Below are 17,613 nucleotides of genomic sequence, written 5' to 3'. Positions count from 1 at the left end.
AGGAGTGCTAAATTTTAATTTGGCGTTCTATTTGTTGGTCTAGAGATATAAATGTCTCTGTTCTTGAAACTCCTGATATAGATTGTATATCGTTATTTAATAAATGCATTAAATGCTCGTTATCCATACACAATATTTTTATTAAAATACTCCAATTTCCAGTGGTATAGTGGCATTCTAAAACTTCAGGTATTTTTTTTAGTTGTTTTACCGCATCTGGATTACTAATAGCTTTGTCAAGATAGATTCCCACAAATGCCATAGTCGTATAACCTAATACCTTTGGATTGATTACAAATTTAGAACCTGCTATTAGTTTAGATTTTTCTAATTTTCTAAGTCGTTGGTGTATTGCTGCTCCAGAGATACCGACTTGTCTTGCTATTTCTAAAACAGGCGTACGTGCATCTTGCATTAATGCACGAAGTATTTTTTTGTCAATACCGTCTATGGTTATGTTGTTGTTTGTAGTTTTCAATTGTAGGATTGTTGTAATTTAAAACTTAAAGTTAATCATTATGTTTTAAACTGAAACTTAAATTTGAGTAATGTCCCTAATGTTATTGTGTTAAGGATAGAAGTGGCATCCTTTTTTGTCATTAAAAACAAAAAAGATATAACGGATAGCCTGACCTAAGTAAATTGTTCAAAGCACTTTAAAAGCTTTGAACAATTTATGTGGTAACACCCAAATATTAAATATTTAAAGGGTTGTAGCCAAGGTATGGTACATGTTTTTCTTTAAATGTGATACCATATTCTTCCAATTCTTTTAGGATTGGTGTGTATACTTCTTTGGTAATTGGTATTTGTACACCTGGTGTTGTTATGGTTTTGTTTAAAATAGCTAAAGTTGCTATTGCTACTGGTAGTCCAACGGTTTTTGCCATAGCAGTATAGGTTTGGTCTTGCCCTAAGGTTACCATTGTAGAATCTATTTGATGTTTTTCTCCATTTAGTTCATATCCAAACTTATGGTACATTACGATCATGTCTTTATCTGTAGGCTTTAATGTCCAACTGTCAAGTAATATTTTTTGTAGTATTTGTGCTGGTGTGGCTTTGTCTAATGTCACCATTTTTGTTTTGCTAAATAGATCTAACTCTACAAATTTGTCCCAAATAATATCATCTTGGTCTATTTTTAGGGCATGTCTAAATTTAAGCTCTACAGAATCTGTTGGACTGTATGGTAAAAAGGCATTAACAAAGTCACGATAACTCATGTTTTTGCTGTCGTCTATAGTGTAACTATCATCAGTCATTCCAAGCGCTACAAAGACTTGCCAAGCTCTAGAAAACCCTACGCGACGCATGGTCCCTCTGTATAGGGTTTTAATATCATTTAAACCGTAAACGCTTTGATATTTAAGGGAGTCGCGATTAGCATAAGCTTCAAAACGACCGTAATTTTCTACATCTAAAAACTCGGTACGTCTAAATAACCTGTTATATGGTATGTATTTAAAGGTGCTTTCTTGTAAGAATTTTGCTGCTCCACCTTGTCCTGCTGTGACTACGTTTCTTGGGTTCCAAGTGAATTTATAATTCCATAAATTGGTGTCACTTTCTGGTGCGACTAGACCACCAGTAAAGGATTCGAATAAAATAATTTTTCCGCCTTTGTCACGAATAGAGTCAATGACTTGCATCGCACTCATATGGTCCAAACCAGGATCTACACCAATTTCGTTCATGAATACTAATCCGTTGTCTTTTGCATCTTGATCTAATGCTTGCATTTCATTACTAACATAAGATGCTGTAACCATGTTTTTTTTGAAAGTGATACAGTCTTTTGCAACTTCTATATGAAAACGAGCAGGAAGCATTGAAACAACAATGTCTGCATTTTTTACAGCCTCTTGTCTAGATTTTTGATCAAAAACATCTAGTGTTATAGCGGTAGCATTTTTATGATTTTCAATCATTGCTTTTGCATTATCTATATTGATGTCACCTACTGTTATATGAAGTTTTTCTGACGTAGATTTGTCTAATAAATATTGTATTAAATATGCGGTAGATTTTCCGGATCCTATGACTAAAATGTGTCTCATAATGAGTTTTGTTGAGTATATTTGGTTTACGAATTTAGAAAAATTTAATTGGGTTTTATCCCAAAAAAAATAATTATATGAATAAGCGATTATTAATTTTAGGAAGTATTTTGGGGTTTTTAAGTGTTGCTTTTGGAGCTTTTGGAGCACACGGTTTAAAAGCTTTAGTGTCTGCAGAAGCTGTAGCAACTTTTGAAACTGGAGTACGTTATCAAATGTACCATGCTATATTACTTTTAATTGTTGGTGGACTACAATTACTTAATAAACAAACTAAAAATTTAATATTTTATTTGGTTTTAATAGGTGTTGTGTTGTTCTCTGGCTCGATTTATGGATTAGCGACTAATACATTAACCGCTTTTAATTTTAAATCGATAGGCTTTGTAACACCTATTGGAGGCTTGTTTTTATTAGGGTCTTGGGTAGTATTGATAATCAACTTTTTAAAGATTAAACAGAATAATTAGTATTTGTTTGGCGTTTGTATCTTATTAATTTTAACTTTGCATCATAAACAACACAAACAAATTATGGTAGACCATACCCAATTTACGAAAACGATTTCGTTGGAACAATACGGAATCAAAAATGCCCAAGTAAAATATCAATTATCACCAGAGCAACTTCATGATATTACTTTAGAAAAAGGTCAAGGTAAAGAATCGTCATCTGGAGCTTTAGCTGTAAATACAGGCGAGTTTACAGGACGTTCTCCAATGGACCGATTTATAGTAAAAGATAGTATTACTGAAGATAAAGTGTGGTGGGGAAATATCAACATTGCTTTTGATGCTGATAAATTTCAAAAACTGTACGATAAAGTAACAAATTACTTGTCTGAAAAAGAGGTTTTTGTAAGAGATAGTTATGCTTGTGCAGACGAAAACTATAAATTAAACATACGTGTAATAAATGAGTATCCATGGAGTAACATGTTTGCTTACAACATGTTTTTAAGACCAACTAATGCTGAGTTAGAAAACTTTGATCCGGAATGGACAATAGTAAATGCACCAGGTTTTATGGCTGATCCAGAAGTAGATGGTACACGTCAACATAACTTTGCTATTCTTGATTTTACAAGAAAAATTGCTTTAATTGGTGGAACAGGTTATACTGGAGAAATTAAAAAAGGAATCTTTTCGGCATTAAACTTTATTTTACCAGTATTTAAAAACACATTACCAATGCACTGTAGTGCCAATGTTGGTAAAGATGGTGATACTGCTATTTTCTTTGGTTTATCAGGAACAGGAAAAACAACCCTATCTACAGATCCAGATAGAAGCTTAATTGGAGACGATGAGCATGGTTGGACTGCAGAAAACACAGTGTTTAACTTTGAAGGTGGTTGTTACGCTAAAGTAATTAACTTATCAGGTGAGCAAGAACCAGAAATTTTTGGTGCTATTAAAAAAGGAGCAATTCTTGAAAATGTTATCATGAATGATGCTGGTGAAGTGGATTTTGAAGATACTTCTATTACGCAAAATACACGTGTAAGTTACCCAATACACCATATAGAAAACATTAAAAAACCATCTATTGGAGAAAACCCTAAAAACATTTTCTTTTTAACAGCAGATGCTTTTGGTGTTTTACCTCCAATATCTAAATTAACTCCATCTCAAGCTGCTTACCATTTTATATCTGGTTATACTGCTAAAGTAGCAGGAACTGAAGCAGGTATTACTGAGCCTGTGCCTAGTTTTTCTGCTTGTTTTGGTGCACCATTTATGCCTTTACATCCCACTAAATATGCTGAGATGTTAAGTAAAAAAATGAAAGATGCTAATGTTAATGTTTGGCTTATCAATACAGGTTGGACAGGAGGTTCTTACGGAGTAGGAAGCCGAATCAAGTTAAAGTACACAAGAGCTATGATTAGTGCTGTACTTAATGGTGATTTAGGATTGTATAATTATAAAGACTACCATATCCATTCTGTTTTTGGTGTGGCACAACCTAGAAGTTGTCCTGGAGTACCATCAGAATTATTAAGTCCAAGAGCAACTTGGAATAATGATAAAGCTTATTACGATACAGCTTTTAAATTGTCTAATGCATTTAGAGAAAATTTCCAACAGTTTGAATCTTATGCAAGCGAAGAAATTAGACGTGGTGGACCACAACGTTACGCTGAGTAATAATAAATATAGTGTTAATAAAAAGCGCCAATTGAAATTTTCAATTGGCGCTTTTATTTTATAATAACAAAAAGGATTTTATTTTCCTTTATTAGCTTTGTCAATGTATTTTTGAAGTGCCATAGTCATAGATGGTGTTTCAGGTGTTGGTGCAGCTATATCTACACGTAAGCCTTTAGCTTCAACAGCTTTAATGGTTGTGTTACCAAATACAGCTATTCTAGTATCGTTTTGCTTAAACTCCGGAAAGTTATGGAACAAAGACTCAATACCACTTGGACTAAAAAACACTAAAATGTCATAAGTTACATTTTCTAAATCAGATAAATCACTGATTACTGTTTTGTAAAATACAGCTTCTTTCCAGTTAATCTTTAAACCATTTAAAATTTCAGGTACTTCAGGTTTAAGTTTGTCTGTGGTTGGTAATAAAAAAGTCTCGTCTTTATACTTTTTGATTAAAGGTGATAAATCGGCAAAATTACGTTTACCAACATAGATTTTACGTTTTCTGTAAACGACATATTTTTGTAAATAAAAAGCAACTGCTTCTGACTGGCAAAAATATTTCATCGAATCTGGCACTTTAAAGCGCATTTCTTCTGCAACTCTAAAAAAGTGATCAACAGCATTTCTGCTTGTTAAGATAATAGCAGTATAATTTTTTAAATCTACTTTTTGGTGTCTAATGTCTTTTGAGGAAACTCCTTCTACGTGGATAAAAGGTCTAAAGTCTATTTTAACTTTCTGTTTTTCGGAAAGGTCAAAATAAGGCGAATTTTCTATTTTAGGTTCTGGTTGGGAGACTAAAATTGTTTTCACTTTCATATGTTGTTTCGTTTAATTTGGACCTAATAATATGTTATAAATTGGTATATAACAATGTAAGGTGCAATTTCAAGTGTGCAAAGATACAAAATAAAATAAAACAAGTTCTTTTTAAATAAATTAAGATTAGTTTTTATAAACTGTGTAACACCTATAGTTAGTATTATAAATAAGACTATTATAACTACTAGTAAAATAGTTGGATTTGGTAATACACTATATATTAATAGGGTGTTAATGGGTATAAGAAGTAAACCACTAAAATTACGATAAGTAAGTTTTTGAAATACATAGGTCTCAATCAAAGTGTCTATATTTAATAGCGTGGCTATTACTTTCTCAAATAAAACTTTAACTATTAAAAATAGAGCAATAAATAAACTATATTTAAAAAGGTCTATTTGCTGGATAGTATTGTAATAATTTAAAATAATATAGAGTAGTAATCCTATATTTAGGCTAAAGTTTAAAAAAAGTAAAGCTTCAAACACATCTACAAAACGTTGTTCTTTTGCAAAGTGGTTAGTATATCTAGAACTAAATAATAGTTTCGAAAAATCTACAAATCGTTTAGTAAAAAGTACCTTGCTTAAGGTTACTAAAAGTAGGCAACCTATTAAGGTTAACGTTAATATATCATATGTATTTACGACTCTTAGCATGTGCCAAAATTATTATTTTTAAATAGGAAAACGTCCAATAATTAAGGAATTTTTATAATTAAGTAAATTTATAAAAATGTACATTTGCCTAAATTTTAAATAGTATTGATGCAAGACGCTGTTGTAATTATACCAACATACAACGAAATTGAGAATATAGAAGCTATTATTAGAGCAGTTTTTGCACTTCCAAAGGCATTTGATGTATTGGTAGTTGATGACAATTCTCCTGATAATACAGCTCAAAAAGTAAAAGATTTACAAATAGAATTCCCTGATCGGTTATCACTTGAGGTTAGACAAAAAAAATCAGGCTTAGGGACTGCATATATCCATGGTTTTAGATGGGCTTTGAAAAAAAAGTATCAATTTATTTTTGAAATGGATGCAGATTTTTCGCACAACCCAAAGGATTTAATACATTTGTATGATGCCTGTTATTATGGTAAAGCAGATGTGGCAATTGGTTCTAGATACGTCAAAGGAGTTAATGTTGTAAACTGGCCTTTAGGACGTGTTATTTTATCCTATGGAGCATCAATGTATGTAAGATTTGTAACAGGTATGAAGGTTAGGGACGCTACTGCTGGATTTATATGTTATAAAAGACAGGTGTTGGAGCAGCTTGATCTAAATCAAATAAAATTTGTAGGCTATGCGTTTCAAATAGAAATGAAATTTAAAGCCAATCTTAAAAAGTTTAAAATAGTCGAAGTACCTGTGATTTTTACAGATAGAACCAAAGGAGAATCCAAACTTAGTTCTAGTATTATATCTGAAGCTATTTTTGGTGTTATTAGTATGAAACTTAAAAGTTTATTTAAATCCAATTAAAAATGCAAAATCGAAAAACACTTATAAAGAATGCCAAAATAGTTAATGAAGGCACAATTTTTAATGGAGACATTTTAATTGAAGGTGATATTATAACTAAAATAGATCAATCAATTAGTCCAAAATCGGCAGATGTTAATGTGTTTGATGCTGAAGGAAAATATGTTATTCCTGGAGCAATTGATGATCAAGTTCATTTTAGAGAACCAGGTTTAACACAAAAAGCTAATATTGAAACCGAGTCAAGAGCTGCAATAGCAGGAGGTATTACTTCATTTATAGAAATGCCTAATACAAAACCACAAACTACAACCATTGAAAAATTAAACGAGAAATTTGAAATAGCTTCAAAAAAGGCTTGGGCAAACTATTCGTTTATGTTTGGTGGAACTAATGATAATTTAGACGAGATTTTAAAAGTCAATAAAAAGGAAGTTGCTGGTTTAAAACTATTTTTAGGGTCGTCTACAGGAAACATGTTAGTAGATAATCCAGAAGTTTTAGAAAAGATTTTTAAAAGTACTGATCTATTAATTTCGGTGCATTGTGAGGACGAAGCGACTATAAAAGCTAACTTTGAGATTTATAAAGAACGTTATGGAGATGATATACCTGTGCGTTTTCATCCTGTTATAAGAAGTGAAGAGGCGTGTTACATTTCGTCTTCAAAAGCTATAGAATTAGCTAAAAAAACAGGAGCTAGATTACATGTTTTTCATCTATCTACAGGAAAAGAAACAGCATTGTTTGATAATAAAACACCATTAAAAGATAAAAAAATTACAGCTGAAGTTTGTATACATCATCTTTGGTTTAGTGATAAAGATTATGACGAAAAAGGGACGTTTATTAAATGGAATCCTGCAGTTAAAACCGAAAAAGATAGAGCACAGTTATTAAAAGCTTTATTAGATGATAAAATTGATGTCATTGCTACAGATCATGCACCTCATACTTTTGAAGAAAAATCAAATGTATATACGTCAGCACCTTCTGGAGGACCTTTAGTACAACACGCATTACCTGCTTTATTAGAAATGTATCATGATGGTGATATTACAATAGAGAAAATAGTAGAAAAATTTTGTCATAATCCAGCTATTTTATTTGAGGTAGAAAAACGTGGTTTTATTAAAGAAGGTTATTTTGCAGATTTAGTGGTTGTAGATTTAAATAATCCATGGACCGTAAATAAAGATAACATTTTATATAAATGTGGTTGGTCACCTTTTGAAGGAACGACCTTTAAATCAAGAATAACACACACCTTTGTTAATGGAGGTTTAGCTTATAAAAACTTTAAATTTTATGAGACTAATTATGCTAAGCGATTAACTTTTAATAGATAGTAATGTATAAAAAACAACAGCTATTATATCTTTTAATGACACTGATGTTAGTATCATGTTATGATGTGCAAAAACCTGAAAAGCCTGATGATTTAATCAGTGAAGATAAAATGGTAGATGTTTTGGTAGAAACTGTAATTATGTCTTCGGCTAAAGGTATAAATAAAAGAGAACTGGAAAATAAAGGGATCCTACCAGATTCATTTATATATAAAAAACATAAAATAGACAGTCTTCAATTTGTAAATAGTAATAATTATTATGCTTATGATATTGAAAATTTTAATCAGATATACACACGTGTAAAGGATAGTCTTGAAGCCTTAAGATTACACTATAAAGAGGTCCAAAAAAAGGAGGAAAAATCTAAGAAGAAATTACCAGTTAAGAATAAAAAGTTAAAAGCTAATCTAAAAAAATAATTACTGTTTGTTATCATTTTTAAAATAACCAACAGTGTCTTTTAAACTTAAATCAACAGTCTTAAATCTATAATTTAAGGCTGTTTTTATTTTTGAGTTACTGTAATTACTGATAGATAAAGCGCTGTAAGCAGTTTGTTTTGATAGTTTTCTTCGTGATCCAGTAAGTTTGTGTAATAACCAATCCAAACGCCAACCAATAGCTAATATTATAGAAGTGGCTTCTTTTTTAGGAGCAGTAACTTTAAGGTATTCTGCAGTTTTATAAATAAAATGTTTAAAACTTAGGTTTTGACTTACAAGTATAAATCGTTGGTTTACTATATCGCTTTGTAGTAGTAATAACATGCAATTTACAACATCATTAACATCCACATAACCTGTTGCTCCTGTTGTGTAATAGCGCATACCTTTATTAACCATAGTAATTAAAGAGCCACTACCATAGTTCCAAATTCCAGGTCCAATGATAACACCAGGATTTACAATTACAGCATCAAGACCTTCTTGTGTACCACGCCAAACTTCCAGTTCTGCACCATATTTGGTAATCGCGTAAACACTATTGTCAAACTCTACATTCCAGTCGTTAGCTTCAGTAATCGTTTTGGTTTTTACAGCAGGTGTACCTATTGCAGCAATTGAGCTAACATAGCACAATTTTTTAACTGTATTAGCTAAACAAAGGTTGACAATGTTAGCTGTACCTTCAATATTAGTTTTGCGTAGCAATTCAAATTTATTAGGTTCAAAAGAGACAAATGCAGCACAATGGTAAACATAGTTTATGTCCTTAAAAGCTTCGGTTAAAGCAGGAATATCATTAAGATCAGCTTTAATCCATTCTATTTTATCAAATAAAACATCAGGTGTTTTACTGTAGTAGTTAAAAATGCGCTTAACAGTTTCAAACTTTTTTTCAGTTCTGTAAATAGCACGTACAGGTTGGTTTTTATTTAAAAGTTTAAATAATAAATGTGCGCCAACTAAACCTGTTCCTCCTGTAACTAAAATCATAGGTCTAAGGTAATAAATATTAGATATTGTATGTAGTTTATAACACGATTTTTATATTTGCTTTTTCAATAATAAAACACAATAAAATGGCTAATGCATTTGTAGAAGAATTAAGATGGAGAGGGATGGTACACGATATCATGCCTGGAACCGAAGAGCAACTGGATAAAGAAATGACCACAGCCTATATTGGTTTTGACCCAACTTCAGACTCATTACACATTGGTAGTTTAGTGCCAATAATTTTATTAGTACATCTAGAAAAAGCAGGACATAAGCCTGTTGCTTTAGTTGGTGGTGCCACAGGTATGATTGGTGATCCGTCAGGTAAAAGTGACGAGCGTAACTTACTTGATGAAGCAGCACTTAACCATAATGTAGCTGGTATAAAAGCTGTATTGTCGCGATTTTTAGATTTTAACTCTACTAATACAAATGCACCAGTTTTAGTTAATAACTATGATTGGATGAAGTCGTTTTCGTTTATAGATTTTGCACGTGATGTTGGTAAGCGTATTACCGTAAATTACATGATGGCAAAAGATAGTGTTAAAAAACGTTTATCTGGAGATGAAGGTAGTGTAGGGATGAGTTTTACCGAGTTTACTTACCAATTAATTCAAGGGTATGATTTTTACCATTTACATAAAGCCCTAAATTGTAAATTGCAAATGGGAGGAAGTGACCAATGGGGAAACATCACAACTGGAACAGAGTTAGTAAGACGTATGAATGTTGGTGACGACACTGCAAAAGCATATGCTATGACTTGTCCATTAATTACTAAAGCCGACGGAAGTAAGTTTGGTAAAAGTGAAGGTGGTAATGTCTGGCTAACAGCAGATAAAACTAGTGTGTATAAATTTTACCAATTTTGGTTAAATACCACAGACGAAGATGCAGAAAAGTATATCAAAATTTTCACCTTTTTAGATAAAGAAACTATTGAAACTTTAATTGCAGAACACAAAGAAAACCCAGGTTTTAGAGCATTACAAAAACGTTTAGCTCAAGAGGTGACCACTTTTGTACACAGTAAAGACGAATTTGAAAATGCACAAAAAGCAACAGGTATATTATTTAGTAAAGATTTTAAAAATGAAATTAAACAACTAAACGAAAACTTGTTTTTGGAGGTTTTTGAAGGTGTGCCACAAGCCGAAGTGTCTAGAGATAAAATTGAAGCTGGTTTAGACATGATTGCAGCTTTATCTGCCGAAACTAACTTTTTAGCAAGTAATGGAGAAGCGCGTCGTGCTTTAAAAGAAAATTCGGTATCTGTAAATAAAGACAAAGTTAAAGACGATTATACAATAACTACCGATGATTTAATAAACAACAAGTACGTTGTTATTAATAGAGGTAAGAAAAGTACTTTTATTATTAAAGTTAATTAAAAAACTTAATACTTATAATACACAAAAAGCCTGCTTAACTTAAGCAGGCTTTTTTTAGTCCAATTAGTTAACCAACCAAAAACTAATTTTTCTTATTCATAATTAGTTGGTCGTTATATATGTGTTGTCCTTACAATACCATTAAATTACAGCCTCTAATATCGCTATCGTCAAAACGACCAATAATTTCAAAGTCAGTAGTATTGTAAGTTTTCCCTAAGTCTTGGGTCGCTATAAAACTACAAGAGTTTATGTTGGCTAGATCAATAACGTTAATACCTCCTGTCTTAGGATAATTAAAAACAGTCAGTGCATCTTCAGGATCTCTGGTTAAAATTCGCATCCATGGTGGACAATTAAAAATACCATGACCTTTACTATAACCTTGACTTAGTAATTCAGTCATACCATATTCGCTATGTATGGCATCAACACCAAAACCAGTTTTTAAAAGTTGGTGCAATTCTTCTCTTATCAACTCTTTGCGTTGTCCTTTCATACCACCAGTTTCCATAACAATGGTATGTTTTAAATTAAAGGTATAAGATTCAATTAAATCTAATAAAGCAAATGTAACACCTATCAATAATACTTTTTTACCAGCTTGATCAAGTGTAATTAATGTGTCTTTAAGTTCCTTTAAATTGTGTAAATAAAAACCACTATTTGGTTGTTTGGAGTCTTTAATTAAATGGTCAACCATGTAAACCAAAGACGACCCTTCACGTTCTAAATAATTAGGTAGTAAAGCTAAAATAGTATAGTCTGTAATGTCACCATAAAAATGCTTAAAGCCTTTTTTAAAGCTGGTTTCGTAAAGGTTTAAATCGGTAACATGATGTTTGCTGGTTACTTGACCAGTGGTACCACTACTGGTAAATGTAGTTTGTATTGGGTTGGTAGAACTTAATATTTGACGTGATTTAAAAAACTGAATTGGTAAAAACGGAATCTCATGTAACTCATGCACATCACTTGAATTAACATACAATAAGTCACAAAACGAACGATATACAGCATTATGATTAAACTGATGTTTAAAAACCTGTAAAGCCTTGTTTTTAAATTCTATGTCGTTGGAAATATTAAAGAAGGAAGTCGTGTCCATGTTGATGTATAAAACACAAAAGTATATAAAATAAAAAAGCGTTGCTAATAGCAACGCTTTTAAAATAATAAAACAGAACGCTTATTTAATTACTAGTTTTTTAGTAGTTGTAGCGCCTTCTTGTGTTAATTTTAAAATGTATACTCCAGATGTTAAAGAAGAAACATCTAAACGGTTTGCAGTTACAGCTGTATTAATAACTTGTTTACCTAAAACATCATAAGCAGCAACAGCTATTGGTTGGTTGTTTGTTGTTTTAATGTTTACAAATCCTGTTGTTGCAGGATTTGGATATATTGAAAAATCACTAGTTTTGAATGTGTCAGTAGATAATACAGTTGGGTCTATTACTTGGTAATTGTCAATGTACATTACAGAAGAGCCATCAAATCCTGTTACATCATAAAAACGTAAACCAACTTCAATCACTTCGTCTGCAGTTGCTGTATACGTTGTTGTGATGGTTTGCCAAGCATCAGTAATAGATGGGTCAGAGTAAACAGTGTAACCATCGACATATAATCTTGCTCTTGCATCATTATCACCAGATGGATGATATACGTCCACAGAAACAGTATATTCAAGTGCGTTTACAACTGTAATTTCTTGTCTAAAATCAGTACTCCCTTGAGTTCCTGTGTTAACAGTAACTTTTAGTGATTTTGATCCTTCATTAATAATAGTTGTTTCCTCGTCTGTATCTATTCCAGAGTCTATTAATGTCCAACCGTCAGGAGTTGTTCCTGTAAAGGTTTCGAAACCTCCATTTGCAGTTACGTTTTGTTGAGCAAAACTAAATGAAGTAATAAGTAAAAAAGTAAAAAAGTAAAGTTTTTTCATATTAAGTGTTGTTTATATTGGTCTCAAATCTAATTAAAAAAAAAGAGTTATCTAATGGTAGATAACTCTTTTAACAATAGCTTAATATAGCCTTTTATTGTACTACTAAACGTTTAGTAGAGATAGTACCTTCTTGATTAAGTTTTAAAATATAAACTCCTGTAGTTAGGTTAGAAACATCTAAACTATTATTCTGGATAGTTTGAGATAATACTTGTTTACCTAAAACATTAAATACTGTTACTGCAATAGTTGTGTTGTTTTTTGTGGTAATAGTAACTGTTCCAGTATTAGTTGGGTTAGGATAAATGTTAAAATTTTCTACAACTTCAAATGTTTTTGTACTTAAGGTAGCATCATTCCATGTTGTAGCTATTTTTAATTCATCCATTATCATAAACGGAGTTTCTGTTGCACTATCCTGACGGATTAAAAACTGTGAAAACGTGTTAGCTGTACTTGTAGATGCTTCAGATAAATCTGCAGTAGGCTCAATTCCTCCAGGAATAGGATTAACCCATGCATTTACCATGTTATTGTCAATATCATAATTAAAAACAATAAAATTAGTGTCTCCAACATTTAAATCTGTAGCACTAATTTGTGTTAATGCAGCACCATTACTAATTCCTATTTTATAGGTAGAAGCTCCTGTTGGAGAGATCCATAAACGTGACTCATAGCTACCAGAATCTGTTCTTAAAACAGCAAAATAACCATCTGTTGCAGCAGCATCCAATGCAGTAATGTTCAACATGAACGAAGCATAAATACTTCCACTTGTTGTAGGTGTAAAATCCACAACAGGATCTGTTCCAGAACCATCAAAAGATATTGAGTTAGCTGTTCCTGCTAAAGGAGGGAAAGATAAACTTCCAGATTCAATTAACACATCATCACCAGAAAAATAATTTGTCCAAGCAGTTTGCGACCCTAAGGTTTCTGTTGCAGTGTAGTCAAAATTTTCTGTAAAAGGAAGAGATTGTACTTCGTAAACGTTAAAAGTTGTACTAGCTATAACAGGTGTTGTTAATGGTGCATGACTATTATCCACTAATTCTAAGTTAATAGTGTGTTCTCCAGTTGTTAATCCGGTTAACATAATAGGATCAGTATCATACTTCATTACTACAGATCCACCATCAACAGTATAGTGGATATGACCATCACCAGTTCCGTTAGCGACAATAAAATTTTGTACACTCAAGTCAACATTAACATCAGGTCCAGCTACATTGTCTCCGTTGTTAGGTGAAGTAACGCCTAAAGTTGGAACTGCAGTAGCCTCTTGAAAGAAAGAAAAGTCGTCCCAATATACAACTGCACTTCCGTAGGTTCTAACTTCAAAATAAAAAGTATCAGCAGTAGCAGGAGCTGTTAATGTTACTGTATATTCTGTCCATGCATTTCCGTTAGCATCAAAATAAGCATTATTTGGACCTCTTAATTCATCAGCATTAGCAGTAATATTAGATGATCCAGCTTTCCAGTAACTCCAGATTCTTGCATCTGTTCCATCTCCAAAGCCAGCATCAATTTTATACCATAAAGATAGAGTGTAAGATGTTCCTGCAGTTACACCAGTTACGGTTTGACTAAGTTTAGATGTTCCTCCTGTATGTTTAACAGCATAAGTACCAGTATGTACTTCAGTAGCCTCTTGTTCTACGCTTTGTATTAATTCGTAGTTTTCAGGAGTAGTAGTATCTGTCCAAGATTCAAAATCTCCATTGACTAATAGTTCTTGTCCAAAGGATAATGTTGTAATAAATAAAGTAAGCAAAAAGTAAAGTTTTTTCATAATATATTGTGTTGTTGTTAATGCGTAAATATAAACAGAAATTTTATCTACAAGTAAGGATTTAATTAGGTCTAGTCTATCTTTACATTATAATAACATCATTTTAATTATTTGACTTTCAATGTGCTAATTACTTCCTGATTATCTGTAAATTATAATTTAGCACTAATTTAAACTCATGTTATCTTAATGTTATTTATACTTAAATAATCAAAAGTTTTAGTATTAATTTTATCTTTACGATAACATAACTATAAAGTAAATTCAAGTTTAAATTCCATGAACAAAAAAGATATTAAAATCCTTTTAGTAGATGATGAGCCAGATATTTTAGAAATTGTTGGTTATAATTTAACTAATGAAGGCTATCAAGTAACTACAGCTAAAAATGGTGTCGAGGCAGTCAAAAAAGCTAAAAAAGAAAAACCTCAATTAATCATTTTAGACGTAATGATGCCAGAAATGGATGGGATTGAAGCTTGTGAAGCTATTAGGAAAATACCAGAATTAAGTGCAACTATAATTACATTTTTGACAGCACGTGGTGAAGATTACTCCCAAGTAGCAGGATTTGATGCTGGAGCAGATGACTATATAACAAAGCCAATTAAACCAAAAGTATTAGTTAGTAAGGTTAAAGCATTATTAAGACGTTTAAAGTCAGAAGATGGTGCCAAATCTTTAGTAACTATTGGCAATCTTGTTATTAATAGAGAAGAATATAAAATTGTTTTAGAAGGAAACGAAATAATTTTGCCAAGAAAAGAGTTTGAACTATTATCTTTGTTAGCCTCTAAACCAGGTAAAGTTTTTAAAAGAGAAGACATACTAGATCGTGTTTGGGGTAACGAGGTGGTTGTAGGTGGACGTACAATTGATGTACACATTAGAAAACTACGAGAAAAAATTGGAGACGACAGCTTTAAAACCGTAAAAGGTGTAGGCTATAAATTTGTAGAATAATTTTGAAACTAAAAAAGACTTATAAATTTGCATTAAAAACATCGTTTTTAATCACTGTTTTTTTAACGCTCTTTATGAGTGTTTTTTTGTATATGTATTATTCTATTAATCCATTAGTAATTCTGCTATTTGCATTAGCAACCTATGGATTATCCTTTTTAATAATCCAGTATCGTGTAGAGCATTTTATTTATAAACGAATTAATAAAATTTACAAAGACATTACTTTGTTAGAGTCTGCTAGTTTTAGAAAAAACAGTATTACAACAGATATGGCGACTCTAACCAAGCAAATAGATCAATTTGCAAAAGGTAAAAAGTTAGAAATCGAAACCTTAAAAGTAAGAGAAGAATACCGTAAAGAGTTTATGGGTAACGTATCACATGAGCTTAAAACCCCTTTATTTACCGTTCAAGGTTATCTTGAAACATTAATAGATGGAGCCATAGATGACAAAAATGTAGCCGAAAAATATCTGACCAGAGCCACAAAAGGTGTAGAAAGGCTAATTTACATTGTCAAAGACTTAGACATGATTACTAAGCTAGAGGTTGGAGACCTTAGTTTAAATCAAAAGGACTTTGATATTGTTCAGTTAGTACAAAGTGTGTTTGAACTGCTAGAAATGAAAGCTGCTAAAAAGCAAATCACATTAACTTTTGATATGGATTATAAAAATCCTATAATGGTAAAAGGCGATGAAGAAAGATTACAACAGGTGTTAACAAATTTAGTAGTTAATAGTATCAAGTATGGTCGGGAAAAAGGAACCACAGAAATTAGTATAGAAACACTAGTAAAAAACAAAGTTATAGTTAGAGTAACAGATAATGGTGAAGGTATAGCAAAACAACATTTACCAAGATTGTTTGAGCGTTTTTTTAGAGTCGATAAAAGTGGCTCTCGTAAAGAAGGAGGTTCTGGTTTAGGCTTATCTATAGTAAAGCATATTATAGAAGCTCATGACGAAAAAATTTATGTAGAAAGTGAGTTAAATATAGGTAGCGAGTTTTCATTTACTCTTGAAAAAGCTTAAATAATTCGCTAAAATCAGTTTCATTATTAAAAATATTCAAACCCGAATAGTCCTCAATTCTATCCAATTCCTTTAAACAAAAATCTTTTTGGGCACAACTAGCAACAAGACCCTTATCATCTAAGTATTTAGCAAGATATTCCTGTTCAAACTGTCCAGGCGTAGGTATAAAAAAAGCACGTTTACCTAGTTTAGCCAAATCCATAATTGTAGTATAACCAGATCTAGAAATTACCAAGTTGCAATTATTTAAAGCATGTTGTAATTCGTCGGTTTGCATAAAATTATAAATCGTAAACGGTTGCTCCTTGCGTACCGTTTGCTTAGCTTCAATTTTTCCACGTACAAAAGTAATATGGCCTTTATAATTGCTAAACTCACTAAGTAGTTTTTCCTCTAATAAAGTACGTTGTGGTTCTGGTCCAGACAATAACACCATAATATCATCCTTAGGTTTAATATCCAAGGTGTTCAATCGGCTTAAAGCACCAATATATTTCACCTTTAAGCCTTTATTGTTAAAATCATGACCAAGTTTTCCGCTTAAATTAGGCTCATTTTCAAAATCCGGAATCCAACATTCATTAAACTCCTTTAAATAAGTGTCATGAAAAAAAGTACTCAATTTAGTCGTCTTTCCGCTTAATACATTAAGTTGGTGTGTGATAAAAACAGACGGTTTAGATTTAGAGTAAACTCCCATACGATTGTCAGATATAATACCATCAATAGCATACTCATGTATAATTTTTTTAATCGCTTTACGCTCCTTTTTAATCGCTTTTTTAATTTTAGGTAATTGCCAAAGCATAAGCCACTTAAATCCCGTTTTACTTCTAGAGTAACGTACGTTATAAGCAGGTAATTCAATAAAAATAGCACCTTTAAATTCCTTTTTAAGCAATTCTAAAGCTTGACCATCACTAGCAATAATTGGCTCAAAACCTTCATTTATCAAGGCATTTATAATAGGTATGCATCGCGTAGCATGACCAATTCCCCAATGTAAAGGCGCAACTAAAATTCTTTTTTTCATGTCATTAATTTGGGCGTTACCCTAAAGGGTCAGGCTATCCATTATATCTTTTTTTGCCATATATGGCAGCAAAAAAAGGATGTCATTACTATCCTTAACGCATAAAATG

Annotated in this window: 17 protein-coding genes; 8 read left to right on the top strand and 9 right to left on the bottom strand. The window is 31.7% G+C overall.

Annotated elements, in window-relative coordinates:
* Positions 1-7 precede the first annotated feature (7 nt).
* On the bottom strand, positions 8-478 hold the full coding sequence (locus tag JAO71_RS00200) for an Lrp/AsnC ligand binding domain-containing protein (RefSeq protein WP_054852529.1): 471 nt from the start codon (positions 476-478) through the stop codon (positions 8-10).
* 217 nt (positions 479-695) lie between these two features.
* Positions 696-2,060 (bottom strand): saccharopine dehydrogenase family protein, encoded by a 1,365-nt coding sequence (locus JAO71_RS00195; RefSeq protein ID WP_116823593.1) that lies wholly within the window; start codon positions 2,058-2,060, stop codon positions 696-698.
* 77 nt (positions 2,061-2,137) lie between these two features.
* On the opposite strand from JAO71_RS00195, the gene JAO71_RS00190 reads away from it, so the two are divergent.
* The gene (locus JAO71_RS00190) at positions 2,138-2,530 is read left to right on the top strand and encodes a DUF423 domain-containing protein (protein ID WP_028290622.1); all 393 of its coding nucleotides are present in this window, start codon (positions 2,138-2,140) and stop codon (positions 2,528-2,530) included.
* 63 nt (positions 2,531-2,593) lie between these two features.
* Complete coding sequence (gene pckA / locus JAO71_RS00185) at positions 2,594-4,210, top strand: phosphoenolpyruvate carboxykinase (ATP) (RefSeq protein WP_202998403.1); 1,617 nt, start codon at positions 2,594-2,596, stop codon at positions 4,208-4,210.
* 78 nt (positions 4,211-4,288) lie between these two features.
* Here pckA and JAO71_RS00180 read toward each other — a convergent pair whose 3' ends face one another.
* Together JAO71_RS00180 and JAO71_RS15965 are read right to left on the bottom strand one after the other, a co-directional pair.
* Positions 4,289-5,038, bottom strand: a complete 750-nt coding sequence (locus tag JAO71_RS00180; protein ID WP_028290620.1) for a uroporphyrinogen-III synthase — start codon at positions 5,036-5,038, stop codon at positions 4,289-4,291.
* A gap of 23 nt (positions 5,039-5,061) precedes the next feature.
* Complete coding sequence (locus tag JAO71_RS15965; RefSeq protein ID WP_028290619.1) at positions 5,062-5,700, bottom strand: DUF4271 domain-containing protein; 639 nt, start codon at positions 5,698-5,700, stop codon at positions 5,062-5,064.
* Between the two features lie 108 nt (positions 5,701-5,808).
* Here JAO71_RS15965 and JAO71_RS00170 point away from each other — a divergent pair, with 108 nt between their 5' ends.
* The 3 genes from JAO71_RS00170 to JAO71_RS00160 are packed head-to-tail and all read left to right on the top strand — an operon-like array spanning position 5,809 to position 8,305.
* Positions 5,809-6,534: a polyprenol monophosphomannose synthase gene (locus JAO71_RS00170; protein WP_202998402.1), complete on the top strand. Its 726-nt coding sequence runs from the start codon at positions 5,809-5,811 to the stop codon at positions 6,532-6,534.
* A gap of 2 nt (positions 6,535-6,536) precedes the next feature.
* On the top strand, positions 6,537-7,883 hold the full coding sequence (locus JAO71_RS00165) for a dihydroorotase (RefSeq protein ID WP_116823590.1): 1,347 nt from the start codon (positions 6,537-6,539) through the stop codon (positions 7,881-7,883).
* Positions 7,884-7,918: 35 nt separating this feature from the next.
* Entirely contained in the window at positions 7,919-8,305 is a 387-nt protein-coding gene (locus tag JAO71_RS00160) for a DUF4296 domain-containing protein (protein ID WP_162874869.1), read from the top strand.
* On the opposite strand, the gene JAO71_RS00155 is transcribed toward JAO71_RS00160, so the two are convergent.
* Positions 8,306-9,322, bottom strand: coding sequence for an NAD-dependent epimerase/dehydratase family protein (locus JAO71_RS00155; protein WP_116823588.1), 1,017 nt, complete (start codon positions 9,320-9,322; stop codon positions 8,306-8,308).
* A gap of 86 nt (positions 9,323-9,408) precedes the next feature.
* On the opposite strand from JAO71_RS00155, the gene tyrS reads away from it, so the two are divergent.
* Complete coding sequence (gene tyrS / locus JAO71_RS00150) at positions 9,409-10,719, top strand: tyrosine--tRNA ligase (RefSeq protein WP_202998401.1); 1,311 nt, start codon at positions 9,409-9,411, stop codon at positions 10,717-10,719.
* A 130-nt stretch (positions 10,720-10,849) separates the two neighbouring features.
* Here the strand turns inward: tyrS and JAO71_RS00145 are convergent, their stop codons facing one another.
* From JAO71_RS00145 to JAO71_RS00135, 3 genes are all read right to left on the bottom strand, one after another.
* Positions 10,850-11,827, bottom strand: a complete 978-nt coding sequence (locus JAO71_RS00145) for a LuxE/PaaK family acyltransferase (RefSeq protein WP_202998400.1) — start codon at positions 11,825-11,827, stop codon at positions 10,850-10,852.
* An 81-nt stretch (positions 11,828-11,908) separates the two neighbouring features.
* Positions 11,909-12,667 (bottom strand): T9SS type A sorting domain-containing protein, encoded by a 759-nt coding sequence (locus tag JAO71_RS00140; RefSeq protein ID WP_202998399.1) that lies wholly within the window; start codon positions 12,665-12,667, stop codon positions 11,909-11,911.
* Between the two features lie 94 nt (positions 12,668-12,761).
* Positions 12,762-14,468: a DUF6130 family protein gene (locus JAO71_RS00135; RefSeq protein ID WP_202998398.1), complete on the bottom strand. Its 1,707-nt coding sequence runs from the start codon at positions 14,466-14,468 to the stop codon at positions 12,762-12,764.
* A 279-nt stretch (positions 14,469-14,747) separates the two neighbouring features.
* Between JAO71_RS00135 and JAO71_RS00130 the strand changes: the two genes are divergently transcribed.
* Complete coding sequence (locus tag JAO71_RS00130) at positions 14,748-15,431, top strand: response regulator transcription factor (protein WP_028290611.1); 684 nt, start codon at positions 14,748-14,750, stop codon at positions 15,429-15,431.
* A 74-nt stretch (positions 15,432-15,505) separates the two neighbouring features.
* Positions 15,506-16,468, top strand: coding sequence for a sensor histidine kinase (locus JAO71_RS00125; protein WP_116823583.1), 963 nt, complete (start codon positions 15,506-15,508; stop codon positions 16,466-16,468).
* Here the strand turns inward: JAO71_RS00125 and JAO71_RS00120 are convergent.
* The gene (locus tag JAO71_RS00120; protein ID WP_202998397.1) at positions 16,449-17,504 is read right to left on the bottom strand and encodes a glycosyltransferase; all 1,056 of its coding nucleotides are present in this window, start codon (positions 17,502-17,504) and stop codon (positions 16,449-16,451) included. The two genes, JAO71_RS00125 and JAO71_RS00120, sit on opposite strands and share 20 nt — an antisense overlap.
* Positions 17,505-17,613: the final 109 nt, after the last annotated feature.

The sequence above is a fragment of the Olleya sediminilitoris genome, assembly GCF_016785945.1.
GTDB classification, from domain to species: Bacteria; Bacteroidota; Bacteroidia; order Flavobacteriales; family Flavobacteriaceae; genus Olleya; species Olleya sediminilitoris.
This window is presented reverse-complemented; position numbering and strand designations above follow the sequence as displayed.